This is a genomic window from Olsenella profusa F0195 (assembly GCF_000468755.1).
Classification (GTDB): domain Bacteria; phylum Actinomycetota; class Coriobacteriia; order Coriobacteriales; family Atopobiaceae; genus Olsenella_F; species Olsenella_F profusa.
In genome coordinates, this window is record NZ_AWEZ01000062.1 from 1 (window position 1) to 24,753 (window position 24,753).

Here is a 24,753-nt window from a genome sequence, read left to right on the forward strand (position 1 = left end):
GGCACGTTCGCATTGGGTGCGTTGATCTTGGTGATGATGCCGATGAGCGGACGGTTGAGAAACGCGTTGCAGTTGGGCGCGAAGACCGTGAACGGTTCGTTTGCAGCAATGAGAATGGCCACGACATCGGACTCGAACGAGAAGCAGGCCAAGCCCACACCCACCTGCTTGGACTCCGAATACTCACCAGGTGTGTCGATAGTGTCGCCATGGGCATAGGTATACTGCGTCTTGTGATAGTGCAGCTCCTCGCCACGCAAGGCCTGGATGAGGGACGTCTTTCCCGCCTCGCTACGTCCCATCAGGAACAGTCGCTTCATCTCGTACCTACCGGTATGTCATCTGGCATACGTGAAAATCGAGTTCATGACCAAAGTAGCTAAGAATCTCGTGTTGGGCGCTCTCGATCTCTGTGATGGCACCACATAGGATGAGCGAGCCATTGAAACGATCCATGAAGCCCAGGTCCACCGAGCCGTGCTTCATGGCAATATCGGCGGCAATCACGACGGCCTCCCATGGTGTGAAGCGCATGAAGCCAAGCGCCTCACCCGTATGGTCCTCGCCTTCGTGCGTGCCGATATCCAGATCCAAGGTCTCGCATACGCGGCGACGGGAGGTTCCCATTATGTGTGCAAGGTCGATCTCGCGCCCGGGCACGCGTATACGTGTGATGCGGATCTCGCCATTCTCCCCGCGGGGCGGCTCACCGTGGAAGAACTCCTCGAAGACCTGTTCCCTTGTGATTCGTTCCCTCATTCAGCTCACCTAGCGCTTCGTGACCTTGCAGGTAACGTAGCCCAAGGTGTCATGGAAGAACTCGACTACCTGGGTGATGGCGGTAGTGACGTCTGCGATCTCGCCACTGATAATCATGGTACCGGTAAAGCGGTCAGCGAAACCTAGATACACGTCCGCACTCTTGATTGCAATGTCAGATGCAATGACGGCAGACTCCGGTGGCGTGATGTTCATGATGCCCAGGGCGCTGGAACCGTAGTCAACCGATGGATTGAGGCCGAGCTTGGTGTAGATGATGGGCTCGGGACCACCGATAACGTGGGCAAGGGTAATCTCCTTGCCCGAAACGGTCTCTTGGACCACACGAATCTGATCTTGTTCGTTGCTCACGTTCGTCTGCCCCCATGCGCTGAGACGATCTGGGCCCCACCCTATGTGTAGGTGCTTACATCCTGTGAAAGTCAAGCCACGGCTTGGCAGATAGTTGCCCTGCGCCGCCGAAGCGCGTATTCAATCACGAGAGATGCCTCTTCTTTGCCTGGCCTCGATACGCATCACGATAGATGTTGATAAGATCCTGCTTTGAGACTGGGCGCGGGTTGGTGGGAGTGCAACGATCGTGGGCCGCAGTCTCTGCCATCTCGCCCACAGACCGCTCGAAGTCAGAGGAGTCAATCTTGCCCAGGTCGGCCAGGCAGTTCTCGATATCCAGCTCATGACGCAGATCGATGACTCTCTGCAGCAGCTCGTCGGCATTCGCCATACCCAACTCGCACGCCAGCCGCTCATAGGGCTCGCGGTAGCGATCCTCTGCCATATGGAAACGCATGACATAAGGCAGCAGGATGGCATTGAGGCGACCGTGGGCGATGTGGAAGCGTCCGCCCAGAGCGTGAGCGAGACTGTGGTTGATGCCCAGACCCGCATTGGTGAAGGCGATGCCCGCCACGCAGGAGGCCTCGGCCATACGGCCGCGCGCCCTCATGGCGTCACCGTCGTGAAAGACCACCGGCAGGTCCTCGAACACGATGCGCAGGGCCTTGGCCGCAAGCGCATCGGAAAAGCTGCTGGCCTTGTTGCTCACATAGGCCTCGAGGGCGTGCGTGAGGACATCCAAGCCGGTGTCTGCGGTAATGACGGGCGGGACGGAGCGGGTGAAGCTCGCGTCCAACAGGGCCCCGTCAGGGGCAAGGGCATCGTCAATCAAGGCAACCTTGGCCATCCCACGGGTGATGACGGCAAAGTTGGTGACCTCGGAGCCCGTTCCCGCCGTGGTGGGAACGGCCAGGAAATACGGTCGTCCTATGCCTTTCTGACCTGCGAAGTACAGGATGGCCTTGGTGGCGTCTATGCAGGAGCCGCCACCAAAGGCGATGACGAGATCGGGCTTTGCCTGCATGATCATCTCGACGCCCACATCCACCAGCTCCTGGCTGGGATCGGGCTGGACGTTGGAGTATACGCTCACGTGCACACCAGTGGGAAGGTACTGGGTCATCTTGTTGACCATGCCGGACTCCTGCAGGAAGCCGTCCGTTACGACGACGACGTTTGAGTACGTCAAGGAGCCAAGGTGCTCCACAGCCTGGGATCCGAAGAAAAGCTTCGTCTTGAGGTAGAACTCGTTCATCTCTTACTCCGTTTCTGCTTGCACGAGGATCTCGGTTACGAAGAGGTCGGTATTGTAAGTTGTCCAATAGTCCAGGACAAAGCGTTCCATGGCAGACCCGACGACCTTGTATCCGTTCTGCTCAGCAAAGTCGATCACACGCTGGTACGCGACGGCCATGTGTTCGAACATGCCAACGTGATACGTCGACAGGTAGATGCCCTCAGGTAGGATTTGACCGTTTTCGGGCGAGATGGGGCGCACCGGCTTCTGAAGCAGCTGCACGTCGCACTCTCTGCCTTCCGACGCCGCGAGCATGGCGTCCTCGACTCCATCGAAGCCCAGGATGACAGGACCACAGATGGCATTTCCGACCCTTTGCACATACGAGGCGAAGTCAAGGCTGACGATGGCCTCCGCAAAGCTGCCGCAGAAGCGTGAGGGTAGGCACAGCAGCTCACGGCTAGGTAGGTACCTCACGCTCACCGCAGTCGGGCGGACCCTGAGGATCATATTTGCCTCGTTGACAAGCTCGCTCCACTCAACGATGGCCTGCCTTCGCTCGTCGAGCCGACGGGCCTCCACATCGCATTCGGTCAGATGCTTGGACAGCAGGCTCTTGGCCTCTTCCAGACTAGAGTGCTGAAGCATCGACGCTATTTCCTCAAGAGAGAACCCCATCATCTTGAGGTAGTTGATGACGGAAATCTTGAGCATGGTCCGTAGGCTGTAGAAGCGATAGCCGTTATCGCCCACCACATCAGGCTCCATGAGACCCAGCTCGTCGTAATGCCTCAGGGTGCGCTGGGAGATGCCGCCGATTCGGCTGACCTCGCCTATTCGGTAGAGGTTGTCGCATTCGCATGCGTAGCGCTCCTTGCAATGCATGCGCTCACCTCCGTTGCATCAATGAGCCGGGACGCAGGGACATAGCTCAGCGCAATGGGGTTCTCACGAGGCAGCTGACGGCCCAGTGCGTCGCGTAACCTATAGATAGTGCCAAGCGAATACCCCTCGACCTCTGCAAGGAAGTAGTCCATAGCCGACACGGTCCTGGCATTCGACCGGTCGGGGCGCGCATGAAGATGAGACTGTGGCAGCTCGCGCGCGGCGTCATCAAGCGCAGGTGAGAGGAGCGCACGGATCTGGGCAAGCGCTGCCTTCCGCACAGGTGAGGGAATGGGCAGCTTCCGCGCCCAGGTGGTGCGGTAGATCTCCGGGTCAGTCACACGCATCATGCGTGCGTACTTCTCTGCAATGAGGTTTCTACCCTCGTCATCCGCGCGCTTGAGCTCACTCAGCACAGGATGCACCAGCTCATGTGGGAAGGCCAGATACTGTGCGCTGCGATACGCGAAAAACTGCCTGAGGTCATCTTGGCAGCTCGCGCGACCATTCATACCTAGGACCGAATCGAACTGCTTCCACTCCAAGGCGACCAGATGGCAGAGGTCCTCCCTGGATGCCTGGCCCAGACCTTCCTCGTCGAGGACCATCACGACCCCCGGAAGGGAGAAGAGCCTCTCCATATCGATCTGACGCTCGGAGCGAGAGAAGCCGGTCCCTAATGCCGTGCATGCATCACGAGAATCGGCATGGATCGAATCACAAATCATTTGAGAATGCCCCCTCGTTCAGTGGACGCTCACGCAGATAGTCGTTGGGAATTCCCTGCCAGATGGACAACGCCGCATCCAGGAGGAAGTTGGAGTCCCCTGTGGCCCAGCCCAGTGCAAGCACACAGCGAAGCACGATGCCGCAGAGGCTCTCGACATCCGCCTGCGAGACCCGGCTCACAGGAGCCATGGCGATCTTTCGCACCAGCTCACAGATGGGCGCGGGGACGTACGCACGCTCAGACAGCGAGCGGAAGGACCACTTGTAGAAGGGCATATAGCTACCGGACAGTAGGTGGAGTGCCGCCATTGCCGCACACAGGAACTCGGAACGAGCCACATTTGCCGCCACTACCTCATGACGGGCGAGACAGCGTTGGAGGTTGTACTGACCAGACTGCGCCATGATTGACATGTTTGCGGCAACCTTCTTGCGGATGACGGACTCAGGATAGAAGTCCTCGTACACACTGCGAATCTGGGAGAACTGGTTGCTCATGTCCTTGAAGACGGCACCTCCCGTGACGATGGCCAGAAGCTGCTCTGGAATCCTCAGCCACTCCACAACGCTTTGGGGGGCGCGGTCAAGCCCCGTGAAGTTGCGGTAGAAGGCCTCGGTCTGGAAGACGCCAACGCGCTGGCCAGCAAGAGGCATTTCCGTGCGACGATAACCCAAGAACTCTCGCGGAAGGGACGCATAGCGATGGGAGAGCTCCTCCCCACATTCGTCCCAAAGGTCATGGGGGACCCAAACGCAGAATCCAGGGCCAAAGTCGTGGTCCTGGGACAGCTCGTCATCAAAGCCCAGACACTCCGAGCCCGGACCCACAAGGCCAAAGGCAAGCCGAGACTCGACGGAGTATGAAAGCCCAGACACGAGGACTGACCCGTACTCGCCATAGAACTTGGCTGCAAGCTCCATGCCCTTCACGTCATGCCTCCCCTTCCGAGCGTTCGCACAGGCCCCCAGAAGCGAGGATGTACATGTCTCGCGCCTTCTCCTCCAGAAGCCGTGCATACGGGACGTCTCCCAGCTTTTCGCGAAGGACCTTTGCGGCCATACGGTAGAACTCCCCCGCCCGAACGTAGTCACCCCTCAAGTAGGCAATGCGAGCTGCCGTGGCCAGGGCGTGGGGGCGATGGACGTCACGGCCGGCATTGAGCGTCTCATATATCACGAGAGCGCCAACGATGACCTCGGCCGCCTCCTCGACCCTCCCCTCGTCCATGAGAACCTGGGCCAGGTTGATGGCGTTCGTCGCACGCACGCCATCGGATCCGGGGACCGTCTCCAGAAGCCGTCCCGCCCGCCTGAGATCAGAGTGTGCCTCTGCAAATCGATTCATGCCGCGCAGTGCGCTGCTACGGTTGTTGCAGATCGCGCTCATCTCATATTGGTGACCATCCTCGTCTCCCAGCAGCGCCTCCGTGGCATCGAAGGTGTCAACGGCGGCGGCAAAGCGGCCCCGAGCCACATAGACGTCGCCCAGGTTGACGAGCGCCCGCGCACGGTCCTCTGCGCCGACATCCATCGATTCGAGCAGACGCACAACCGTGTCGTAGAGCCATTCCGCTTCCGCAAGGTCGCCACGTAGGCGCAGGACGCTTCCCAGTTCATTGGCTGAGGCCACCTCCGCGGGCTTGTCACCGGCGAGTCGGGCGCGTCGGAGTACCTTCCGAAGGAAGCCTTCGACGTCTGAACCCGACTCGCCATAGAGTCGATCGAGCTCCGTATAGAAGTCCGAGAGCCCCACGCAAGTCACTACTCCCCGCGGAATGCCGAAACCAGCTCGTTAATCATCTTGTTCAGTTCGTCGGCATCAACGACATCACTCTTGTTCGGTCCATCCTGTATGGCCTGGGGGGTGCAGCTGTTGCAGCCAACGGAATAGCTGATACCGCTCGTGTCATGGCCCACGGGGACCTCGATTCCCACGTCACTGCCCGTGGTGGGTACAGCCGCGACATCGGCAGCCTCGGCATGGGCACAGCTGCCGCTCGTGCATCCATACTCGCCGACGAGCTCGGGATGCCACTTGGCAAAGGTCTCGTCCACCGCAGCAACCTGGTCGGGCTCGATGATGCCGTTGGCGACGCGCTTGACGTTGATGAGATGCTGGGGGCCAACATTCTCGGAGACGGAGCTGCCGCCCCAGGTGCCACATCCTAGCGTCAGCGCAACGTCGAGACCGGTGGAGAGGCCCGTGCCACCCTGGGTGCCACCCGTGTTGATGAGGATGCGGGAAGCCGGCTTGACAGAGAACTTGCGAACGATCTCCTTGTCCTCGGTATGAATGTTCATCGTATGGCCGATGCCATTCTGGAGGAGGGTGATGGAGAGGTCGCAGGCCTCGTGCCAGTCAGCGACGGTGTAGAAGCCGAGGACGGTCGTGAGCTTCTCGTAGGAGAGAGGCCAATCGGGACCGACGCCATGCTGCTCGCCGATGAGGACCTTGGTGTCTGCGGGAACGCAGATGCCGGCGGCCTTGGCGATGCTCTGGGCATCGTGACCAACGAAGTTGGGGCTCATCGAGTGACCGTTGCGGAACAGGATCGAACAGACCTTCTTGCACTCGTGCTCCGACATGAAGTAGCCACCCTGGGCCTTGAACTCGGCAACGACCTCATCGTGGTTCACAGTCTCGCAGATGACGCTCTGCTCGGAGGCGCAGATGGTGCCGTTGTCAAAGGTCTTGGAGGCCATGATGCGACGAACGGCGTCATGGACGTTGGCGGAACGTTCGATGTACGAGGGCGAGTTGCCTGCGCCAACGCCAAGGGCCGGCTTGCCGGAGCTGTAGGCGGCCTTGACCATGCCAGGACCACCGGTCGCGATAATCATCTTGACCTCGGGGGCGTGCATGAGCTCGTTGGTGGCCGCGATGGTCGCCATGCTCACGCCCTGGATGACGTTCTCGGGGGCGCCCGCCGCGACGGCGGCGTCGTTCATGAGCTTGATGGCCAGGTTGGTGCACTTGGCCGCCTTGGGGTGGGGCGAGAAGACGATGGCGTTGCGTGCCTTGAGGGCGATCATCGACTTGTAGAGGACCGTGGAGGTCGGATTGGTGGAGGGCACGATGCCCATCACGAGACCAACTGGCTCCGCAATGGCGATGACCTGCTTCTCCTCGTCGACATCGATGACACCGATGGTCTTGGCGTCCTTGATCTGCTCGTAGAGCAGGCCGGAAGCCATGTGATTCTTCAATATCTTGTCATGGACGTTGCCAAAGGTGGTCTCCTCGACAGCCATCTCAGCAAGCTGCCTGGCATTCTTCTCGGCAACCTCGACCATGGCACGAAGGATGCGATCGATCTGCTCTGCGCTGTAGTTTGCGATCTGGTTGGCGGCAACCTGGCCCCTGCGCGCAAGGTTGCGCACGGCCTGGATGCTCTGGAGATCGTAATCGTATTCCTGCATATTGCCTCTTTTCGCTTAGCTCGTAAGGAATCTAGTCGCTTCGCTACTCGGCGCTGGGCAGGATGGACTCGACCATGCCGTCCGGGCGCGGGATGACGTGGACGCTCAGGAGCTCGCCCACGCGCTGGGCCGACGCCGCGCCGGCGTCAGTGGCGGCCTTGACGGCCCCCACGTCGCCGCGGACGAAGACGGTGACCAGGCCGCCGCCCACGCGCTCCTTGCCGATGAGGCGGACGTTGGCCGCCTTGACCATCGCATCGGCCGCCTCGACGGCGCCGACCATGCCCTTGGTCTCGATCATTCCGAGTGCCTCAGTGACGTTTGCCACTGTGATAACCTCCTTGCTGCTGGGTGCGACCTCTGCAGGTCGAACCGCGGTCTTGGATGCGTCATGTGCAGATGCCTCTGCAGCGGATTCGCCCTTTGCCACCGGGACGGCAGAGACGCTGGGAGCAGGCTTTGTCGCACGGGCAGCAGAAGTTGTCGACTTCTTATGAGAGGTGGACATGCGGCCCGCACTCCCTCGCCCCGTCTCGCCCCTTGGATGATTCACTGGGGTCTGGGCAGCCTCAGACGCCTTGCCCCTCCCACCAGAAGGACGAGAGGGCGGCATGACCTTGCCATCGCCCTCTTGTCCCGACTTCTTCGTGGCCATGTGCCTAGGCCTCGGCGCTGGGCAGGATGGACTCGACCATGCCGTCCGGGCGCGGGATGACGTGGACGCTCAGGAGCTCGCCCACGCGCTGGGCCGACGCCGCGCCGGCGTCGGTGGCGGCCTTGACGGCCCCCACGTCGCCGCGGACGAAGACGGTGACCAGGCCGCCGCCCACGCGCTCCTTGCCGACGAGGCGGACGTTGGCCGCCTTGACCATCGCATCGGCCGCCTCGACGGCGCCGACCATGCCCTTGGTCTCGATCATTCCGAGTGCCTCAGTGACGTTTGCCATGATGTTTCCTCCTTGGAATTGCTGTCTAACCCGCTACCTTGTCTACCTAACGACCCGAAGGGTAGAGCCACACTTGATGTGGAGCGCGTTCGCCTCCTCGGTGTCGATGTGACAGTCGAGGTTGCCGCTCTTGGTCACGCGAATGATCACGTTGTCGAGCTGACCGCCACGATCGCCCTCCACCTTGAGTGAGACGACCTCTCCGTCATAGAAGCCGCGCTCGGCCGCCTGGGCAGGGTTCATGTGAATGTGACGGGCGGCCACAATGACACCCTCCTCAAGGGTCACGGAACCCTTGGGACCAACGACGGTCACGCCAGGGGTTCCCTCAAGATGCCCAGAAAGGCGAACCGCCTGGGGAATACCAAGCCTAAAGGTGTCGCCAGCCAGAACCTCGATCTGAGTCTGGGAACGAACGGGTCCCAGCACGCGGACCCTCTCGATGACACCGTTGGGTCCCGCAAGAGTCACGCACTCCTGAGCGGCGAACTGACCGGGCTGGCTCAGGTCCTTCAGGGGTGTGAGCTGATAGCCCGTGCCAAACAGACGGTCCAGATCGTGCTGAGACAGGTGGATGTGACGGCCAGAGATGCCAACCGGAACGACATCGGGGTCAATGGTCGAGTCCCTCTTACCAAGCAAGGGCTCGATGTCGTCCTGCGTCCAGATGCCCTTCGCGAAGGCGGCGGAGATAAGATGCTCGAGTTCGTCGGCAGAGAAGACTGGCTCTGCGTCCTTTGTATCATGCCGCCCGCAGCCCTCCTCCTGTGTGGCCTCATGCGCGGCATGGTCGTGCCGCCCGCTCTTGTCGAGAACGGCCACGCCATGCTCCTTTGCAACGTCGAGCGCCTGGGCCGTCACGATGGTGTTTTCATCAACATAGATGTCCTCATGCCCACGTGCGGCTGTCATAACGTCCTGCGAACTTATAAGTCTCTTCATGTTGTCCTCCCTTCCTAAAGACTCACGTCTTCGTCAATGATTCCTACTATCACCGCGTCTACCGGGACGCTCCTCTGGAACTTGTCCCTCACGAACAGGTATGCGGAGGCACCCGTGGTGACGATGACCCTGTCTCCGACTCCCGCACTGATGGTATCGATGCAGATGAGCTGTTTGCCGGCCTCACCCCCCGTGATGGCCTCGACTTGCATGAGCTTCATGCCACTCAGCTCGTCGTACTTGCGCGTGGCCCAGATGGAGCCCAGGAGCTTACCGACAATCATGGGCGTCGTCCTTTCCCTCGCGAATCCGCCTTAGGCACTCCATGACCTCGGCGGTCTCCCCCGCGATGGCGAGCATCACCATGTTCTGCGGGCAGGATCCACGTACGTCAGTGACGATCACGCCGGCCGTCTTCTCGGCGATGTCGCTTGCGACGACCATCTCGATCAACTTGCCCTGGACAAGTCCCACGGCAGCAGGTCTGAAGTCCTCTGGCCACCGGACTCCGCTCCTCTGGCGAATGATCTGCATGGTGCCGGGCGCCGGTGCCTTGATGACGCTGATATCGATCATGGGTGCGGCCCCCTTGCCTCACGCACGCAGCCCAATGCGATGCCTAGGGGCGTGACGAACGACGGGTGGTTGGGCTTGCGGACATCAATGCCAAGCTCGCGTTGTATCCTGTCCTCGATGCCGTTCAGCTCTGCCGTGCCGCCCACAAGGATGACCTCGTCCACGCCGTAGCCCTCGCAGGCACGCTGGATGATCGACGTCACCTTGTCGATGGTGGGCGAGACGATGGGAAGGATCTCCTTGTGATGCTCGGGATCCCGCTTATAGAGTTCCGCATCGCCAAAACTCATCCCTTTTGCGCCGGCAAGCACAAGCGAGAAGTGTGTACCACCGGTAGACTCGTCGACGCACTTGATGGCCCTGCCATCCTTGAAGACGGAGACACCCGTCGTACCACCACCGATGTCGACGACCGCTCCGTTGTCCGTGCCGATGAGCAGGTTGGCAGCTGTAGGCTCATCAAACACCGCGGTGCAGGTAAGACCTGTGCTCTCTGCGACGTTGCGCACCGCACCACCATCGAGCGCCTCCGTCTCTGGCGGGATCGCCACCGCACATCGGTCAAGCTCCACGCCTAGCTCCGACTCGATCCGCGCCTTGAGGGATGCGGCGATATCGCAGGCACCGATGTAGTTAACGACCATGCCATCCCTGACGACGTCTGCGAACTGGTACTTGCAGTCAATGGGGTTGCCGCTCTCGTCCAACACGACCAGGACGATGAAGGCGGTGCCAAGGTCGAGTCCGCAATAGAGCGGCTGACCCTCCTTGACCTTCTTGGGATGGTCGACGCAGTCCACAAGCTCTTGGAGCCTCTGGTTTGTCAGCTCGAAGTCGACCATCCGTTACACCTCCTCTTCCGCACGAGAAATGGCCCCTTCTATCAACTTGCAGGCAAACGTCGCCTCGGCGATCCATGCCCTGACGCACTCGGACTCGTCTGGACCCAACGTGGTCTGGAGATGCCCCCAGGCGTGTGCGCAACGCCTGATCTCCGCATGGACGCACGCCATATCGAAGAAGATGGGGCATATCGTCGCCTCAAGCGCTGGGGCTGGGGTGGGGCCAGGCGAGCCCTCGCCTGCTCCCGACCCCGTTGCGTCCTTGGGCAACTCGCCGAGCATGTGTGCTGACTGCCAGCTGCAGCCAAGCTCGTCGGCCCGATGTGCGAACGCGTTGTCGACGCCGAGCGCCCCGCGAGCAAGCCGCCTCAAGCGGGTACCAAGGAGATTGACGTCGTGCACGAGTCCATCAAGGGAGTCGACAGTGGTCTGGGGCGCACGACAGAAGACCTGGTGACCTAGGGCATTCGGCGACGGTTCGTCCTTGCCGCCCTCGAAGCTCACCCTGAAGTCAATCAGGAACTGGCGGGCGCTCGGCGTAAGACGGGTGTCCGGGGAAAGCCTGTAGGAGCTGAAGGGCTCACGCCCATAGGCTGCACGCAGCTCGTCCTCGGTAACGTAGCGCATGACACCCTCCTCTCTGTCTTTCTCGTCTCTCCACATGTCAAACGATCTCCCAGGCCTCTCAGTGCTTCACAAGGCGTACCTTGAAGTCCGCCGCCTCGATCCACCCTTCCAGGCGGTCCAGGTCACCATCGCTCAGCGAGGGATCGCCCTCTATCTCGTAGTCGCGACCAAGCGATGCGTACTTTCCGACCCCAAGCTTGTGATAGGGCAATAGATCGACGCCGTCGAAGTTCTTCTGGTACCGGTACGGCTTGAAGAAGGCGATCACCGCATCGATCTCTTCCTTCGAGTCGTTCACCCCCTTGAGCAGGGGCATGCGCACGCGGACGTTGAACCCGTTCTCCAGGAGCGTCTGGACATTAGCGAGGATCAGCTCGTTGTTCACACCCGTCCAGTACTTATGCCTGACGGGATCCATCTGCTTGATGTCGAACAGGAACAGGTCGACGTACTGTGCGATTCTCAAGATCGTGGGCATGGGAGCATATCCGCAGGTCTCGATTGCGGTGTGATGGCCACGTGTCTTCGAGGCCATGAGGATGGAGAGGGTTGCCTCCGGTTGGGCGAGCACTTCTCCACCAGAGAGAGTGATGCCGCCGCCAGACATGCGGTAGAAGTCGACATCCTCGTCGAGGAAGTCCATGATGTCATCGATCGAGCGGTCGTCGCCCATGATCTCAAGGGCATGGTACATGCAGGCCTTCTCACACGCACGACAACCGATGCACTGGACGCTGCGGTCGACCTCATGAACGCCATCGGCCATTCTGTGGACGCCGACCGGACAGGCTGCGGCACAGGCACCGCAGCTGACGCAGTTCGCACGCTTGAACATGACCTCATGCCCACGCTGCTGGCTCTCCGGGTTGGAGCACCACTTGCAACGTAGGGGGCAACCCTTGAGGAAGGCCATGGAGCGCACGCCCGGGCCGTCGTACATGTTGTACTTCTGGAGGTTGAAGACGCGTACCGTACGCTCGACGCTGCCTTGCTCGTGGTCCGTCATCGTCACTCACTCCTTTCGTACGGCATGTCGCGGGAAGCTGACTCGGTGACCTTCCCAGTGGTTGGCTGACCCATATGACTGTTAGAACTTCTTCAGCACGGTTCGGCTGATGATCTCGTCCTGGACGTCCTTGCAGAGCTCGTTGAAGAACGCAGAGTAGCCAGCGACGCGGACGACGAGGTCACGGTGGTTCTCGGGATGCTTCTGGGCGTCAATGAGCGTCTTGTTGTCGAGGTAGTTGAACTGCATTTCGCCATTGCCGAACATCGATGCGGTGCGTAGCAGGGTGACGAGTCCGTCCTCACCCTCACGTGTGTCAAGCAGACCGCTCATGAGCTTGAAGTTATGGACCATGCCGATATTCATCGAGTCGTTGGCGAGCTTGGAGACCGACTTGATGATGGCAGTTGGGCCGTTGTGGTCGGCCCCCTGGCTTGGGCTGATGCCGTCGGAGAGGGGCGTCCATGCCTTGCGGCCATTCGCAGACGCACCGGTCATCTCGCCGAAGGGCGTATTGTTGGAGATGGAAAGCGTGCCGGTCGACATGTGCGAGTACAGGGTCTTGAACTTCACGTGGATGCTCTCCGTGTAGTAGAGCAGATCGGCCGCGATCCCGTCGGCATAGTCGTCATCGTTGCCATACTTCGGCGTATCGATGCAGTCCTGGCGCATGCACTCGAAGCCGACGAAATCCGCCTTGAGTCCCTCGTTAAGCTGCTCGAGCGTGTACTTGTGCTCATCGAACACGAGCTTTTTGATGGCAGCCATGGAGTCGGTGTAGGTGCCCAGGCCCGTCCACACGACGCCGGGACCATAGTTGTACATGGCACCGCCAGCCGAGACGTCCTTGCCGCTCTCCATGCAGCCCTCGTACATGATCGACATGAGGGGCTTTGGGGCCACATCGCGGGCCACGCGCTGCGAGATGACCGTCGCGACGTCAGTCCACTTCGTGACGTAATATATGGTCTTCTTCACGGCAGCGTCGAACTCCTCGTACGTCTTGTACTGGGAGAGGTCGCCGAGGTCGGGGGTAACCTGCTTGCCGTACCAGAGGTCGACGCCATGGTTGAGCGTGAGCTCGATGCAGATGGGCCACTGCGTATAGGACGTGGAGGTCCACTGATAGAGTCGGCCGGACTTCTGGGGCTCGACGCACCCCATCATGCAGTAGTCGCGAGCGTCCTCGACGCTGACGCCCTTCGCAAGCATCATCTTGATGTGCGTGTCGTCAAAGTGACAGGCGGGAAAACCCATGCCCGAGCGCACGAGGTCAACGATCTTGCGCATGTACTTCTCGGGAGACTTGTTATGGATGCGGCAGGCAATGGTGGGCTGGTAGATCTTGACGTGACGCGCGGCATCCATCAGGAGGTAGGTGAGCTCGTTCGTCGCGTCGTCACCCTTGCGCGTGACGCCTCCGAGCGTCATGTTGATGAAGGGTTGGTACCCCGCGAAGAACTCGGATTGGCCACGGGACGTGACCCACATCATCTCGCTCATCTTGATGAGCATGCAGCCCGCGATGTCGAAGGCCTGATATGGCGTGATGCGGCCGGCCTCGACGTCGGCCTTGTAGAAGGGGTACATGTACTGGTCGACGCGACCGATGGACATCCCCGTCTGGTTCTCCTCGACGGGGAGAAGGCTCTCGATGACGAAGACGGACTGCACGGCCTCCCAGAAGGTGCTGGGCTTGTGGGCGGGAACGTGCATAAGGATGGTGGAGATCTGCTCGAGCTCTGCCTTGCGCTTCGCGTCATGACACTCGCTCGCAAGCTGTGCCGCATAGTCGCTCATGCGCTTGGCGTAGGTCATGACGCCCTCGGTGGTGTCGATGACGCTCTTGTAGAAGTAGATCTTGTCGAGGTCCTCGGGATTGGCATAGTCGAGCTGCTCCAAGTGCCGCTTAGCCTCCTCCTGGATGTCGACCATACCCTTCCTCATGAGGATGACGTCGTAACCGGGGTTGGAGTCACCACCGCCACTCATGGCATGGTAGGAGCAATCGGAGACGAAGGACTCACCGGAGAGCTCCCAGACGCCCGCCTCACGATACTGGTCCTCGCAGATCTCGTCCTGGGACTTGCCCTCCCAGAAGGGAAAGAGGACGTCGCGACAGTACTGCTTGTCCTCCTCAGAGATGTAGAAGGGGTCCTGCGGACGGGTGCCGATGGTGTCAAGCTCGTCACGCAACCAGCGCCACGCGAGGTCGGGGGAGAACGCTCCGGCGCGCGGAGCGCCGCAGGGGGCGCCAACGATGAGTTCGTCATCCTGGATGACCAGCGGTGCGGTCTCGCAGCAGCGACGGAACGCCTTGGCGCGCAGCTCGATCTTCGGCATGCCAGGGTTGGCCTTCATGATCTCGGTAACCGCACGTGCGCGATACATCGTGATGCTGGGGACCTGCTTGAGGAAGTTGTCCTTCAGACGAGCCTGGCGCTCGGTGGGACCATCGGGCACGTCGTAGGGCTCGTTGCCACTCACATGTACGGGATTGGAGGTGTCAGGCGCATCGAGCTGGTCTGCCACCTTCTCGAACATCTTGCGGACGGTCGCGCGCTGCTCCTCGGACATGTCCCTGGTAGCATCGGACAGCTCCTTTGCAAACTCCTTGATGTCCATTCTCACTCCTCTTCACTAGCGCCCTGCATGGCCTTGACGACACCGGAGAACCAGCTCTCCGGATCCATACCTTGTTTCGTACGTTCACGCTTGGAAGCAGGCTCCGCGCGGCTCGCTGTCGTGCTGTCTGGGATGCGGATCCGCACGGTTACGGGCGTGTGGTCGCACGCGCTGGCCTTATCGAGAAGTTCGCGCTCCACGGTTCCCGCACCTATTCCCACCTGTCGCCTGCGGACGAAGTCGCCGTAGGTGACACCCAGCTCGGACGTGGTCGCGCAATCCCAACCCGTGACCGTGAGCGTCTTGGGAAGGTCGCTGTGGCAGCCGATGCAGCCGAGCCCCGTGCTCACATTGACCAATACCCTTCCCACGGGCTTCTTCAGGATGAACTGGCGGATGACCTCGGGATCCCTTGAGAAGATCGACAGCGCGTTACCATGACCGCTGTTCAGGATGAGCTCGATGCACTTCTCGCAGGCCGTGCGCCAGCTGTCTTCCACGTAGTACGAAAGGACGGGGCCGAACTTGGCCTTCGAGAAGAAGCTGTACTCGCTGACATAGGGCTTCTCCACCACGAGCACCTTGGTGCCCTTGGGTACCGTGATGTCCGCACGTCGTGCGAGGTCGAAGGCACTCTTCGCGATCAGCTCGCGATAGGGCGTCCCATCCTTCGCGAAGAGCGTGCCAACCAGGCGATCAGCCTGCTCGTCGGTAAGGAAGTGGCACCCCCGCTGGCGAAGCTCCTCTTGGAAGCGCTCATCCACATCGCGCTCGACCACCACACTCTGCTCCGCACCGGGAAGCATGCCGCAACAGAACGACTTGCCCAAGACGACCTCGTCCGCGCAGGACGCAAGGTCGGCCGTGGACTCGACGAAGACGGGGTTGTTGCCCAAGGTCGCGTGGTAGACGTCCTTGCCGGCACCGTCGACGGCACGGGAGGAATGCTCCTCGCGCGAGTCGATGACGACGTGGACGCACGACCGCGAGCAGACCCATTCCTCACCCTCTGCGCAGAAGACACTCAGAAAGCCGATGGCCTCTGCGGGGTAGTGGCAGAAGTCCGCTATCTCGAGGATGTCGTTCATGACCCTCTCGCACGTGGAGTGAATGCGCGAGCTGGCAGAGAAGACGATGGGGCTCTTCGAGCGCACCGCCATGAAAAGCTGGCTCAACATCGTGGGGACCGCAAGCCATTCCGGAAGCAGCGAGACAACCACGCCCTTGGAGAGGCAGACCTCGGCCGACCCCCTGCGGGAACGGATGATCTTCTGGACTGGCGCCTCGGCACACACGTCGGCCATCAGGTCCGTGAGAACCCACTTGGTGAGGGCTGCCTCGTCATACGGAGAGCAGTAGTCGCTTTCGGCGTAGGATGCCTCGGCGTATTCCTCCGCCCGGGGCAGCAGACGCTCACCTAGGTGGTGCAGGAAGTCATCGACCAGCGACGCCGGCAGTCCCTCGAGTACCTCAACGGACTCGTTGGCATGCTCCAGGAGGATGCGTGCCTCCTGAATCGAGAGAAGGTCATTGTCTATGAGAGACATCCGACGCCTCCCTAGTAGGGCAGGAGCTTCTCGACGGTGTACTTATCGGTGATCTTCCGCAGATCGGGATGTGGTCTTGGGATGACCACAGAGCTGTAGACCTCGGCACCCAGGGACTCGACGGCCCTGACACCGGCCGCGACGGCGGCCTTGCAGGCCGCGACGTCACCCTGGACGAGGATGGAGATGTAACCGGATGCGGTATTCTCGTACCCAATGAGCTCGACGTCGCCGGCCTTGCACATGGCATCACCGGCCTCGAGGACCCAAACCAGGCCAAAGGTCTCGATGGCGCCAAGCGCGTCCATGCCCTCACCTGCCATGATCCAGCCTCCTAGTTGTAGTCCACATCGTGGACAGAGACAACGTCACCGATGGGTGGTACGGGTCTCCTCATGACATTCGCGGCAGTAAGTTTGCCGATGCTGGAGGCCGCTGCCTTGCCGGCCTTGACGGCGGCCTCGCAGGCGGCAACATCACCCTTGACGATGATGGTGACCAATGTCGATCCGATATTCTCGTAGCTGACCAGCTCGGTGTCGCCAGCCTTCAGCATCGCATCGGCGGCATAGATGGCAGGGACCATCCCGATGGTTTCGATGAGACCGATGGCCTCTCCTCCCCGGTAGCGCATGACAACCCCCCTACTTGATGTACGAATTGATCGTGTCGCGCTGCTCGGCATTGGCGCTGTAGAACACGCGGAGTTCGCCATTGTCATCGAGGTCGACGCGTGACTCACCGATGAGTCCGTTCTTTTCGGCCGTCATGAGGGCCTCCTGCATCTTGTCGCGCTTGAAGGCGGTGAAGGCTGAGTAGTCGGCCTCAAGGTCGTTCATCACATCGTCGACGCTTGCCTCCTCGACGGTCGTAAAGTACTTGAGCATCGCGTAGTTGAGCGGGCGCATCAGGCCGTCTCCTTTTCTCCGAACAGCTCCTTGGGGTCAACGGCAATGACAACGATTCCAAGGATCATCACGAGGGCAGCGATCCAGGCAATCGGGGGAAGTGCGTAGCCATCGATGCCCATAACCACGCCAACGATGATCCAGGTGACAAGCGGGGCGACGAAGGTGTAGGTACCGTTGCAAGCCATGCCAAGGGCGGTGCCACACATGGAGTTACCGCGATACCAGCTTGCGAAGGACTTATAGGCAGAGAAGCCAGCGACAATGAAGCAGGCGATGGTGGGAAGGTCGGTGACAGCTGCGCCAACGTACCCAAAGGCCTGACCAAGAGAGATGCCACCAAACAGGGAGAGGATGGGAAGGATGACGAGAAGCTCGACGACACCAGAGACGCACTGGCGGATGGTGATGCCAATCTGGGTATCGATCATGCACGAGGCGTAGCCGGCGATGCAACCCTCGGCACCCCAGCCGAGCGCCGCGATGAACGCGAGCACAAGGCCAAGGACCATGTTGGACGAGGAGTCTCCGGTAAGGCTTGCGGAGCCGATCATGAGGCCCGCAGCGACGCAGATGGCGATGCCCAGGAGCTTGCGGGGACCAAGCTCCTGCTTATAGAGGATGCGGGAGAGAATCGAACCGATCGCAGGATTGAGGGCCGCAATGGGAACGACGATGGTGCCCGCCTGAGAGAGGGCGATGATGTAGGCGACCGTTGCGATGGGGCCACCAACCAAGGCGCTGAGGATCAGGATGACGCCAGGCCTGGTATTGACAGTTCGGCCGAAGTCGTTGAGCTTGCCTTGCTTCGCGGTGATGGCAAGCGCCCAGATTGCACTACAGGTATCATTGATCGCGCTGGCGACTGTGGGGAGAATAAACACGACAAGAAATGCCGTCGGATCTATGGCATCCATCCACCCGAACCATAGCGCCGAGCTCTGGCCCGCTGTGACAAATGCCGTATAGAAGCCATACATGAGACTCGAGAACAGGGCAACCAGGATGCCCCTCCTGAAGAAGCTCGCATCAAGCGCCCTCTTCTTTTGCCTGGCCACGCTCACGCTTGACGAGGCCGCAGACATTGCTTGCATGCCATCCCCCACTCCGGACGAACCTGACTTCATGGTGGTGCAATGGTGCAAGACTCCCGTTATGTGAAAGAAAGGGTACCTATGGGCACGGATACGCAAAACGGGTAAACGGTTCGAAAGTGTCAGGCGAACGGAAGCACAAACACCCGTGAATGATCTTTCATATACGACTCCGGGCTTACGATTTCTCTTTTACGTTCTTTTTACATTATTTATCGAATATATTTACATCCACTGAAAAGATTTATCGAACAATGATGATATCGCTATTTTATGGTATATATTTCATAAATATATCGGTTATTTCTTAAATATAGACAATTTAATATATAATATATTCAAAATAATGAAATTGTTTGCATTGCTAACAAATGGAGAAACAACCAAGTATCGATGCACATCTCAGACCCTCACACGAGGTCTGCGTTTACTGTTTATGGGTAATTTTATTTATTTCTCCAGGTGATGACGTAGTAGCCCACCGCTGGAGGAAGCACTTCCTTTCAGCCGCACGAACCTGGCAAGGGCACACGCACCCAAGTGGAAGCGCAGATCATTCCAAGCGCAGGAGACATGTCATGCGCAAGATTGGCAGCGGGAAACCGTTGGGGCAAGTATGCGAGCCATCGCGTATGACCCATCCCGATAGGGCCAAGTCCTCACGATGTCCGTGCGCTGTTCCATATGGCCATGCGCACGGCTTCGTCATAGGCAACAAACTCATGCCCCGCATCCCGGGGGTGGGCGACCAGCCTGTCCTTCTGGGAGCGCGTCATGTGGTGCAGGCGCCATTCCAGCCTGCTGGCGGAGGAGCGGTCCGGAGCCTCCCACAACGCCGCAACCCCCGTGACCGGATGCGAGCGCGTATAGCGGGCGGAACGTGTCCCGCGGCTCAGGTGCTCCCGCACACGCCGGACGGCATCGGTCGTCATGCCGCTGTAGAGGGAACCGTCGGCACAGGTCATCACATACACATAGTAGTGTCCGGCACCCTCGTCCACACGCGTTCCCTCACGCCGTCCCCTCCCAGCCAGTGTAGCGCTGGCGTGCAGCGCCCGGCGCGCGCGGCAGGCCGGCTGGTGCTAGTGGTGGCGTGGAACGCGCGCCTTGGCGGCGTCCTCCAGGATGACGCGCACGGCGGCCCGCACGTTGCGCGGCGTCCGGGCGTACAGGCCATACCAGTCCAGATAGGCGTCATCAAGCTGGATGGACGACACACCGTCATCGGGATAGCCAAAGAGGTCGTTGGGCGAGCAGGACAGGCTCTTGCACAGGGGCACCACGAAGCTTCCGCGCAGCTCGTTGCGACCGGTCTCCCACGAGCTATACGTCGCCTTCGAGATGCCCAGCTCTGCGGCGATCTCCGCCTGCGTCTTGCCGACGAGCTTGCGCAACCGGCGCAGGCGCGCCGTGAGCTCCGCATCAGACATGGCATCTCCCCTCCCTACTCGAAAGTCGATTCTGAGTAGGGTGAGGGACCGGTCGTATATGATACGTATCCTTCCTGACCAGTTCGCGGTAGTATCTACCTTGCGTAGACTTCTCATGCACAGAGTATAGTTCCCGGCGATCTGGAGCTGCATATGGACGACACGCCATTCGAAGAGGAACCGTTCGTGCCACCCCATCCCGAGACGCCCTATCTCCTGCTCGATTCGGGCACGACGATAACCTACCGCGAGATGTGCGCCGGCATCGACCCGAGGCTTCTCCCCACCGACGAGACCTCCCTCGAGGTGCTTCTGGACACCTTCGGGGCTGCAGAGGTCTGGTAGCCGTCGTCGCGCGGCGCGCATCGTCCTCCCTTTGACAGGCCACGCCAGTATAGGCAGAATCGATGCGTGCCTACCCGAGGGGGACATCCATGCGACTCCAGCAGCTCCGCTACATCATCGCCATCGCCGAGAGCGGCTCCATCAACGCCGTGGCCCACAGCATGTTCATCTCGCAGTCGAGCCTCTCGGTTGCCGTGCGCGACCTCGAGCGCGAGATGGGCATCAGGATCTTCAACCGCTCCACGCGCGGCATCTCGCTCACCAGCGACGGCGTCGAGTTCCTCAGCTATGCACGCCAGGTGGTCGAACAGGCCGACCTGCTGGAGAGCCGCTACGCATCGGGCGAGCCCACGGGGGGGAGGCTCTCGGTCTCATCCCAGCACTACGCCTTCGCCGTGCAGTCCTTCATCGACTTCGTGGCGCGGCACGATGCCCCCGGCGTGCAGTTCACGCTCCGCGAGACCCGCACGGCCGACATCATCACCGACGTCGGCAGCTTCAGGAGCGACCTGGGCATCCTGTACCTCTCCACGAGCAACGAGCGCCCCCTGAGGGGGCGCCTGCGCGAGGCTGGCCTCACGTTCACGTCACTCTTCCGCTCGCGCCCGCACGTGTTCGTGCGTGAGGGGCACCCCCTCGCGCACCGCGACCACATCGAGGTCAAGGACCTCGAGCCCTTCACGCGCTATACCTTCGAGCAGGGCATGGAGAGCTCGCTGTACTTCTCCGAGGAGCCGCTGCCCACCCTCCCCCACGACCGCCAGATCGTGGTGAGCGACCGTGCGACCATGACGAGCCTGCTCAAGGGCTATGATGGCTACCTCATCTCCACGGGCGTGCGCTCGGACGAGATGTTCAGCGGCATCCGCTCCATCCCGCTCGACACCGACGAGGTCATGAACGTGGGCTACGTGATCCATGGCGAGCGCAGGCTGAGTGCGCTGGCTCTTGACTATCTCGACCTGCTCACCGATCGCATCATCGGCTTCAAGGACGAGTCGGTGGTCGTGCCCGCACGCCATGCGCTCAAGCGCACGCTGCGCCAGCAGGGTGATGTCACGGATGACAGCGAGGAGACATGACGATGGACGAGAGCGACGCGTCGCTTGCCGAGGCGCTCAGAAGGGAGCTCGTAGGATCGGGCAGGAGGACGGCGTTCGGCCCGGGCGATGCGAACCCAAAGGACGACGAGGGTGGTGCCTTCCTCGCGGCGCTCGAGGCCTTCCGTGCGGCCAAGCGCTCCGGCGACACGGCCAGGACCGCCGCGGCGGAGCACGCGCTCCAGGACGTGGTGCGCGCCGAGATGGCACGCGACGAGGGATGCGACCTCTAGTGGAGAGACGACGGGAGACCATGGGACACGATGGGAGCGCGCGACAGGAGGAGGCACGCGACGCCGCCGACGAGGCGGGCCTGGGCCAGCTCATTCCCTGGCCCGACGACGAGCACTTCCCCAACATCGCGCCGGAGGACGCCCTCGAGCTCTTCCTGGGCTGGGTGGAGGCGCGCGGCATCACCCTCTGGGAGCACCAGGATGAGGCGCTGCTCACGCTGGCGGCGGGGGACAGCCTCATCCTAGGGACCCCCACGGGATCGGGCAAGAGCCTCGTGGCGCTGGGCCTGTGCTTCATGGCCTGCTGCACCGACCGGCGCAGCTACTACAGCGCCCCCATCAAGGCCCTGGTGAGCGAGAAGTTCTTTGCCATGGTGGACATCCTGGGCCGGGACAACGTGGGCATGATCACGGGGGACGTCACCATCAACCCCCAGGCGCCCATCGTCTGCTGCACGGCGGAGATCCTCGCCAACAAGGCGCTCGCCGAGGGGGAGCATACCGACATCGGCGCCGTCGCCATGGACGAGTTCCACTTCTTTGGCGATCGCGAGCGCGGCTGGGCGTGGCAGGTGCCCCTGCTCACCCTCCCCCACGTGCAGTTCCTGCTCATGAGTGCCACGCTCGGCGACATGGGCGCCATCGCCCGGACGCTTGCCGCCAAGAGCGACCGCGCCGTGGAGCAGATCCTCGATGCCCCGCGTCCCGTGCCCCTCTCCTGGCACTTTGTTGACACCGCGCTCGAGGCGACCGTGAAGGTGGCCCTCGAGGCGGGCGCGGCACCCCTCTACATCGTGCACTTCGCCCAGGACGCCGCCCTTAAGAGCGCCCAGGGGCTCGCGAGCTTTGGCGTCTCCACCAAGGAGCAGCGCACGGAGATAAAGGAGGCCATCACGGGCACGCGCTTCACCACCACCTTCGGCAAGACGCTGCGCCGCCTCCTGCTCACGGGCGTGGGCGTGCACCATGCGGGCATGCTGCCACGCTACCGCCTGCTCGTGGAGCGCCTCGCCCAGCAGGGCCTGCTCCCCGTCATCTGTGGCACGGACACGCTCGGCGTGGGCATCAACGTGCCCATCCACACCGTCATCCTCACGCAGCTCACCAAGTTCGACGGCCGCCGCATGCGCAGGCTCAACGCGCGCGAGTTCCACCAGATCGCGGGGCGCGCCGGGCGGGCGGGCTTCGACACCGAGGGTGTCGTCATCGCCCAGGCCACCGAGTACGACATCGAGAACGCCCGCGCGCTGGCCAAGGCGGGAGGCGACCCCAGGCGCGCCCGAAAGGTAAAGACGAGGAAGCCTCCCGCGGGCTTTGTGGGCTGGAACGAGCAGACCTTCCGGGGGCTCATCGAGGCCACGCCCCAGACGCTGCGCCCGCGCATGCGCATCTCGCACGCCATGGTGCTGAACGAGGTGGAGCAGGGCGGCGACGCCCGCGAGCGCGTGCGGCGGCTCATCGAGGACTCCCTCCAGACACCCGAGGAGAAGCTCCGCCTCCAGACCCGCGCGGACGAGATCTTTGCCACCCTCATCGATGCGGGCGTGGTGGAACGCACGGTGGGAGAGGATGGCGCCGACACCTACGCCACCACCGTCGACCTACCCGAGGACTTCGCGCTCGACCAGCCCCTCTCCCCCTTCCTGCTGGCGGCGCTCGAGCTCCTCGACCCCGAGGACGAGCACTACGCGCTCGACCTCATCAGCATGGTGGAGGCCACGCTCGAGGACCCGCCGCAGATCCTGCGCGCCCAGGAGCGCGAGGCGCGCGACAGGGCCATGGCTGCGATGAAGGCCGAGGGCGTAGACTATGACGAGCGCATCGAGAGGATCCAGGAGGTCACGTACGCCAAGCCCCTCGAGGGGCTGCTCGGCGAGGCCTATGAGCGCTACGTGGCCGAGGTGCCCTGGGCGGCGGACTTCTCCCTCTCGTGCAAGTCGATCCTGCGCGACATGGTGGAGAGCGCCGCGGACTTCAAGGGCTACGTCCAACGGCTTGGCATCGCCCGCAGCGAGGGCACACTCCTGCGCTACCTCTCCGACGCCTACCGCGTGCTCTCACGCACCGTGCCGGCGGAGCGGCTGGACGAGCGGCTCGAGGACATCGTCTCGTGGCTGGGCATGGTCGTGCGCACCGTGGATTCCAGCCTCGTGGATGCCTGGGCCGGCACGGACTCGGAGGAGGTGGACGCTGGCAGAGCCCCCGAGGCGGCCGATGTCGTCGTGCACGACCGGCGTGCCGTCACGCTGCTCGTGCGCAACGCCCTCTTCGCCCGCGTGCGCCTGCTCGCCCGGAGGGATGCCGATGCCCTCGGCGACCTCGACGGCGGGTGGGGCTGGCGCGCTGCGCGCTGGCGACAGGCCATCGACGCCTACTACGGGACGCACGATGAGGTACTGCTCGACGGCGATGCCCGAAGCTGGGACTTCCTCACCATCGATGACGCCGATGAGAGGGCCGACCATGTGTGGCACGTGCGGCAGATGGTGAAGGACGCCGAGGGCGACCGCGACTTTGGCCTCTCCGCCGACGTGGACCTCGACGCCACCCAAGAGGAGGGGGAGGCCATGCTCAAGGACCTCCGCGTGGGCTTCATCGAGGAGCTCATGCCGTAGCGATGCGGCAGGCCCGCGAATGACGTCCGAGGCCTGCATCAGGCTCCCAAGAGCCTTCCCCGTGGACGGAAGTAGGCAGCCACATCCCAGCCATGGTCGTTGGTCACCATGCCCATGGCCTGGTAGAACGCATTCGCTCGTCCGTCGGCCTCATCGGTCAGGAGCAGGAAGTGAGGGACCTGCGAGAAGCGCTGGGATGCGTGGGCAAGCAGCGTGCCCCCGATGCCCTGGCGCCAATACGAGGGGTCGACGATAAGGTCCTGGACCAGCACCACAAACGTCCCATCGCCCACACAGCGTACGAAGCCCGCGAGCCTTCCCCCATCGAAGGCACCCAGCGTATAGAGCGATGCGTCGAGCGCCCTGCCGATGAGGTCACGCTGTGACAGGTAGTCCTGCCAGCCGTTGCGTCCGTAGATCTCAATCGCCTCAAGCGCACGCTCCGGGCCGAACTCCTGATAATCCATGGGGTCACCTCTCGTCAGCCATGGGCCTCAGATACGATACAGTCAGCATATCGCACCATTTT

General features: G+C 61.7%; 30 protein-coding genes. 4 read left to right on the forward strand and 26 right to left on the reverse strand.

Translation table 11 applies throughout. The annotated features are described in order from the left end of the window. The 25 genes from HMPREF1316_RS09410 to HMPREF1316_RS14520 form a co-directional block, all read right to left on the reverse strand. Positions 1-320, reverse strand: a 320-nt coding sequence (locus HMPREF1316_RS09410) for a EutP/PduV family microcompartment system protein (protein ID WP_021726796.1), incomplete at its 3' end; no start/stop codon positions are given. Between the two features lie 7 nt (positions 321-327). Beyond that, positions 328-759, reverse strand: coding sequence for a BMC domain-containing protein (locus HMPREF1316_RS09415; protein ID WP_021726881.1), 432 nt, complete (start codon positions 757-759; stop codon positions 328-330). 9 nt (positions 760-768) lie between these two features. Next, entirely contained in the window at positions 769-1,131 is a 363-nt protein-coding gene (locus tag HMPREF1316_RS09420) for a BMC domain-containing protein (RefSeq protein ID WP_021726822.1), read from the reverse strand. Positions 1,132-1,255: 124 nt separating this feature from the next. Next, complete coding sequence (locus HMPREF1316_RS09425) at positions 1,256-2,371, reverse strand: 1-propanol dehydrogenase PduQ (RefSeq protein ID WP_021726889.1); 1,116 nt, start codon at positions 2,369-2,371, stop codon at positions 1,256-1,258. Positions 2,372-2,374: 3 nt separating this feature from the next. Beyond that, complete coding sequence (locus HMPREF1316_RS09430; protein WP_040652087.1) at positions 2,375-3,238, reverse strand: MerR family transcriptional regulator; 864 nt, start codon at positions 3,236-3,238, stop codon at positions 2,375-2,377. After that, complete coding sequence (locus HMPREF1316_RS13340) at positions 3,187-3,879, reverse strand: DUF4125 family protein (RefSeq protein ID WP_198009645.1); 693 nt, start codon at positions 3,877-3,879, stop codon at positions 3,187-3,189. The genes HMPREF1316_RS09430 and HMPREF1316_RS13340 overlap by 52 nt, the downstream gene beginning before the upstream one ends. A 76-nt stretch (positions 3,880-3,955) precedes the next feature. Continuing rightward, complete coding sequence (locus HMPREF1316_RS09440) at positions 3,956-4,888, reverse strand: DUF4037 domain-containing protein (protein ID WP_232204515.1); 933 nt, start codon at positions 4,886-4,888, stop codon at positions 3,956-3,958. A gap of 10 nt (positions 4,889-4,898) precedes the next feature. Beyond that, the gene (locus tag HMPREF1316_RS09445) at positions 4,899-5,720 is read right to left on the reverse strand and encodes a tetratricopeptide repeat protein (RefSeq protein WP_021726903.1); all 822 of its coding nucleotides are present in this window, start codon (positions 5,718-5,720) and stop codon (positions 4,899-4,901) included. 8 nt (positions 5,721-5,728) lie between these two features. Beyond that, positions 5,729-7,387, reverse strand: a complete 1,659-nt coding sequence (locus HMPREF1316_RS09450) for an acetaldehyde dehydrogenase (acetylating) (protein ID WP_021726834.1) — start codon at positions 7,385-7,387, stop codon at positions 5,729-5,731. A 43-nt stretch (positions 7,388-7,430) separates the two neighbouring features. Then, positions 7,431-7,688: a BMC domain-containing protein gene (locus tag HMPREF1316_RS09455; protein ID WP_040652091.1), complete on the reverse strand. Its 258-nt coding sequence runs from the start codon at positions 7,686-7,688 to the stop codon at positions 7,431-7,433. 358 nt (positions 7,689-8,046) lie between these two features. Then, the gene (locus tag HMPREF1316_RS09460) at positions 8,047-8,334 is read right to left on the reverse strand and encodes a BMC domain-containing protein (protein WP_021726906.1); all 288 of its coding nucleotides are present in this window, start codon (positions 8,332-8,334) and stop codon (positions 8,047-8,049) included. Positions 8,335-8,376: 42 nt separating this feature from the next. After that, complete coding sequence (locus tag HMPREF1316_RS09465) at positions 8,377-9,276, reverse strand: phosphate propanoyltransferase (RefSeq protein ID WP_021726791.1); 900 nt, start codon at positions 9,274-9,276, stop codon at positions 8,377-8,379. Positions 9,277-9,290: 14 nt separating this feature from the next. Then, positions 9,291-9,560 (reverse strand): EutN/CcmL family microcompartment protein, encoded by a 270-nt coding sequence (locus tag HMPREF1316_RS09470; protein WP_021726838.1) that lies wholly within the window; start codon positions 9,558-9,560, stop codon positions 9,291-9,293. Continuing rightward, the gene (locus HMPREF1316_RS09475; RefSeq protein WP_021726866.1) at positions 9,547-9,852 is read right to left on the reverse strand and encodes a BMC domain protein; all 306 of its coding nucleotides are present in this window, start codon (positions 9,850-9,852) and stop codon (positions 9,547-9,549) included. The genes HMPREF1316_RS09470 and HMPREF1316_RS09475 overlap by 14 nt, the downstream gene beginning before the upstream one ends. Continuing rightward, the gene (eutJ, locus tag HMPREF1316_RS09480; protein ID WP_021726854.1) at positions 9,849-10,694 is read right to left on the reverse strand and encodes an ethanolamine utilization protein EutJ; all 846 of its coding nucleotides are present in this window, start codon (positions 10,692-10,694) and stop codon (positions 9,849-9,851) included. Before eutJ ends, HMPREF1316_RS09475 begins: the two co-directional genes overlap by 4 nt. 3 nt (positions 10,695-10,697) lie before the next feature. Further along, on the reverse strand, positions 10,698-11,321 hold the full coding sequence (locus HMPREF1316_RS09485; RefSeq protein ID WP_021726914.1) for a hypothetical protein: 624 nt from the start codon (positions 11,319-11,321) through the stop codon (positions 10,698-10,700). A gap of 58 nt (positions 11,322-11,379) precedes the next feature. After that, entirely contained in the window at positions 11,380-12,327 is a 948-nt protein-coding gene (cutD, locus tag HMPREF1316_RS09490; RefSeq protein WP_021726827.1) for a choline TMA-lyase-activating enzyme, read from the reverse strand. Positions 12,328-12,408: 81 nt separating this feature from the next. Then, positions 12,409-14,952, reverse strand: coding sequence for a choline trimethylamine-lyase (gene cutC, locus HMPREF1316_RS09495; protein ID WP_021726918.1), 2,544 nt, complete (start codon positions 14,950-14,952; stop codon positions 12,409-12,411). A gap of 2 nt (positions 14,953-14,954) precedes the next feature. Then, positions 14,955-16,499, reverse strand: a complete 1,545-nt coding sequence (locus HMPREF1316_RS09500; protein WP_021726821.1) for an aldehyde dehydrogenase family protein — start codon at positions 16,497-16,499, stop codon at positions 14,955-14,957. 11 nt (positions 16,500-16,510) lie between these two features. After that, on the reverse strand, positions 16,511-16,822 hold the full coding sequence (locus HMPREF1316_RS09505; protein ID WP_021726899.1) for a BMC domain-containing protein: 312 nt from the start codon (positions 16,820-16,822) through the stop codon (positions 16,511-16,513). A gap of 11 nt (positions 16,823-16,833) precedes the next feature. After that, on the reverse strand, positions 16,834-17,133 hold the full coding sequence (locus HMPREF1316_RS09510) for a BMC domain-containing protein (protein WP_021726837.1): 300 nt from the start codon (positions 17,131-17,133) through the stop codon (positions 16,834-16,836). Between the two features lie 10 nt (positions 17,134-17,143). Continuing rightward, complete coding sequence (locus HMPREF1316_RS09515) at positions 17,144-17,407, reverse strand: hypothetical protein (protein ID WP_021726896.1); 264 nt, start codon at positions 17,405-17,407, stop codon at positions 17,144-17,146. Then, a complete protein-coding gene (locus HMPREF1316_RS09520; RefSeq protein WP_040652093.1) occupies positions 17,407-18,501 on the reverse strand; it encodes a membrane protein in 1,095 nt (364 codons plus the stop codon). The genes HMPREF1316_RS09515 and HMPREF1316_RS09520 overlap by 1 nt, the downstream gene beginning before the upstream one ends. A gap of 659 nt (positions 18,502-19,160) precedes the next feature. Next, positions 19,161-19,502, reverse strand: coding sequence for a GIY-YIG nuclease family protein (locus HMPREF1316_RS13345; RefSeq protein WP_021726920.1), 342 nt, complete (start codon positions 19,500-19,502; stop codon positions 19,161-19,163). Between the two features lie 81 nt (positions 19,503-19,583). Beyond that, entirely contained in the window at positions 19,584-19,931 is a 348-nt protein-coding gene (locus tag HMPREF1316_RS14520; RefSeq protein ID WP_021726835.1) for a helix-turn-helix domain-containing protein, read from the reverse strand. Between the two features lie 153 nt (positions 19,932-20,084). On the opposite strand from HMPREF1316_RS14520, the gene HMPREF1316_RS14525 reads away from it, so the two are divergent. From HMPREF1316_RS14525 to HMPREF1316_RS09545, 4 genes are all read left to right on the forward strand, one after another. Then, on the forward strand, positions 20,085-20,276 hold the full coding sequence (locus HMPREF1316_RS14525) for a hypothetical protein (protein WP_021726784.1): 192 nt from the start codon (positions 20,085-20,087) through the stop codon (positions 20,274-20,276). An 89-nt stretch (positions 20,277-20,365) separates the two neighbouring features. Beyond that, positions 20,366-21,358 (forward strand): LysR family transcriptional regulator, encoded by a 993-nt coding sequence (locus tag HMPREF1316_RS09535; protein ID WP_021726783.1) that lies wholly within the window; start codon positions 20,366-20,368, stop codon positions 21,356-21,358. 2 nt (positions 21,359-21,360) lie between these two features. Next, entirely contained in the window at positions 21,361-21,609 is a 249-nt protein-coding gene (locus HMPREF1316_RS09540) for a hypothetical protein (RefSeq protein WP_021726888.1), read from the forward strand. A 20-nt stretch (positions 21,610-21,629) separates the two neighbouring features. Then, positions 21,630-24,224 carry a DEAD/DEAH box helicase gene (locus tag HMPREF1316_RS09545; RefSeq protein ID WP_040652149.1) on the forward strand — a complete coding sequence of 865 codons (2,595 nt, stop codon included), beginning with the start codon at positions 21,630-21,632 and terminating at the stop codon, positions 24,222-24,224. A 38-nt stretch (positions 24,225-24,262) separates the two neighbouring features. Here HMPREF1316_RS09545 and HMPREF1316_RS09550 read toward each other — a convergent pair whose 3' ends face one another. Then, positions 24,263-24,691: a GNAT family N-acetyltransferase gene (locus tag HMPREF1316_RS09550; protein WP_021726774.1), complete on the reverse strand. Its 429-nt coding sequence runs from the start codon at positions 24,689-24,691 to the stop codon at positions 24,263-24,265. Between the last annotated feature and the right edge of the window lie 62 nt (positions 24,692-24,753).

Bases quoted from the DNA above. Each gene is read 5' to 3' on its own strand.
- HMPREF1316_RS09500 (WP_021726821.1), bottom strand. From the start codon at position 16,499: ATGTCTCTCATAGACAATGACCTTCTCTCGATTCAGGAGGCACGCATC.
- HMPREF1316_RS09515 (WP_021726896.1), bottom strand. From the start codon at position 17,407: ATGCGCCCGCTCAACTACGCGATGCTCAAGTACTTTACGACCGTCGAG.
- HMPREF1316_RS09520 (WP_040652093.1), bottom strand. From the start codon at position 18,501: ATGCAAGCAATGTCTGCGGCCTCGTCAAGCGTGAGCGTGGCCAGGCAA.
- HMPREF1316_RS09550 (WP_021726774.1), bottom strand. From the start codon at position 24,691: ATGGATTATCAGGAGTTCGGCCCGGAGCGTGCGCTTGAGGCGATTGAG.
- HMPREF1316_RS09455 (WP_040652091.1), bottom strand. From the start codon at position 7,688: ATGATCGAGACCAAGGGCATGGTCGGCGCCGTCGAGGCGGCCGATGCG.
- cutD (WP_021726827.1), bottom strand. From the start codon at position 12,327: ATGACGGACCACGAGCAAGGCAGCGTCGAGCGTACGGTACGCGTCTTC.
- HMPREF1316_RS09470 (WP_021726838.1), bottom strand. From the start codon at position 9,560: ATGATTGTCGGTAAGCTCCTGGGCTCCATCTGGGCCACGCGCAAGTAC.
- HMPREF1316_RS09425 (WP_021726889.1), bottom strand. From the start codon at position 2,371: ATGAACGAGTTCTACCTCAAGACGAAGCTTTTCTTCGGATCCCAGGCT.
- HMPREF1316_RS09545 (WP_040652149.1), top strand. From the start codon at position 21,630: ATGGGACACGATGGGAGCGCGCGACAGGAGGAGGCACGCGACGCCGCC.
- eutJ (WP_021726854.1), bottom strand. From the start codon at position 10,694: ATGGTCGACTTCGAGCTGACAAACCAGAGGCTCCAAGAGCTTGTGGAC.
- HMPREF1316_RS09465 (WP_021726791.1), bottom strand. From the start codon at position 9,276: ATGAAGAGACTTATAAGTTCGCAGGACGTTATGACAGCCGCACGTGGG.
- HMPREF1316_RS09535 (WP_021726783.1), top strand. From the start codon at position 20,366: ATGCGACTCCAGCAGCTCCGCTACATCATCGCCATCGCCGAGAGCGGC.
- HMPREF1316_RS09440 (WP_232204515.1), bottom strand. From the start codon at position 4,888: ATGGAGCTTGCAGCCAAGTTCTATGGCGAGTACGGGTCAGTCCTCGTG.
- cutC (WP_021726918.1), bottom strand. From the start codon at position 14,952: ATGGACATCAAGGAGTTTGCAAAGGAGCTGTCCGATGCTACCAGGGAC.
- HMPREF1316_RS14520 (WP_021726835.1), bottom strand. From the start codon at position 19,931: ATGTCTGATGCGGAGCTCACGGCGCGCCTGCGCCGGTTGCGCAAGCTC.
- HMPREF1316_RS09450 (WP_021726834.1), bottom strand. From the start codon at position 7,387: ATGCAGGAATACGATTACGATCTCCAGAGCATCCAGGCCGTGCGCAAC.
- HMPREF1316_RS14525 (WP_021726784.1), top strand. From the start codon at position 20,085: ATGGACGACACGCCATTCGAAGAGGAACCGTTCGTGCCACCCCATCCC.
- HMPREF1316_RS09460 (WP_021726906.1), bottom strand. From the start codon at position 8,334: ATGGCAAACGTCACTGAGGCACTCGGAATGATCGAGACCAAGGGCATG.
- HMPREF1316_RS09540 (WP_021726888.1), top strand. From the start codon at position 21,361: ATGGACGAGAGCGACGCGTCGCTTGCCGAGGCGCTCAGAAGGGAGCTC.
- HMPREF1316_RS09430 (WP_040652087.1), bottom strand. From the start codon at position 3,238: ATGCATTGCAAGGAGCGCTACGCATGCGAATGCGACAACCTCTACCGA.
- HMPREF1316_RS09415 (WP_021726881.1), bottom strand. From the start codon at position 759: ATGAGGGAACGAATCACAAGGGAACAGGTCTTCGAGGAGTTCTTCCAC.
- HMPREF1316_RS09505 (WP_021726899.1), bottom strand. From the start codon at position 16,822: ATGGCAGGTGAGGGCATGGACGCGCTTGGCGCCATCGAGACCTTTGGC.
- HMPREF1316_RS09485 (WP_021726914.1), bottom strand. From the start codon at position 11,321: ATGCGCTACGTTACCGAGGACGAGCTGCGTGCAGCCTATGGGCGTGAG.
- HMPREF1316_RS09475 (WP_021726866.1), bottom strand. From the start codon at position 9,852: ATGATCGATATCAGCGTCATCAAGGCACCGGCGCCCGGCACCATGCAG.
- HMPREF1316_RS13340 (WP_198009645.1), bottom strand. From the start codon at position 3,879: ATGGAGAGGCTCTTCTCCCTTCCGGGGGTCGTGATGGTCCTCGACGAG.
- HMPREF1316_RS09510 (WP_021726837.1), bottom strand. From the start codon at position 17,133: ATGCGCTACCGGGGAGGAGAGGCCATCGGTCTCATCGAAACCATCGGG.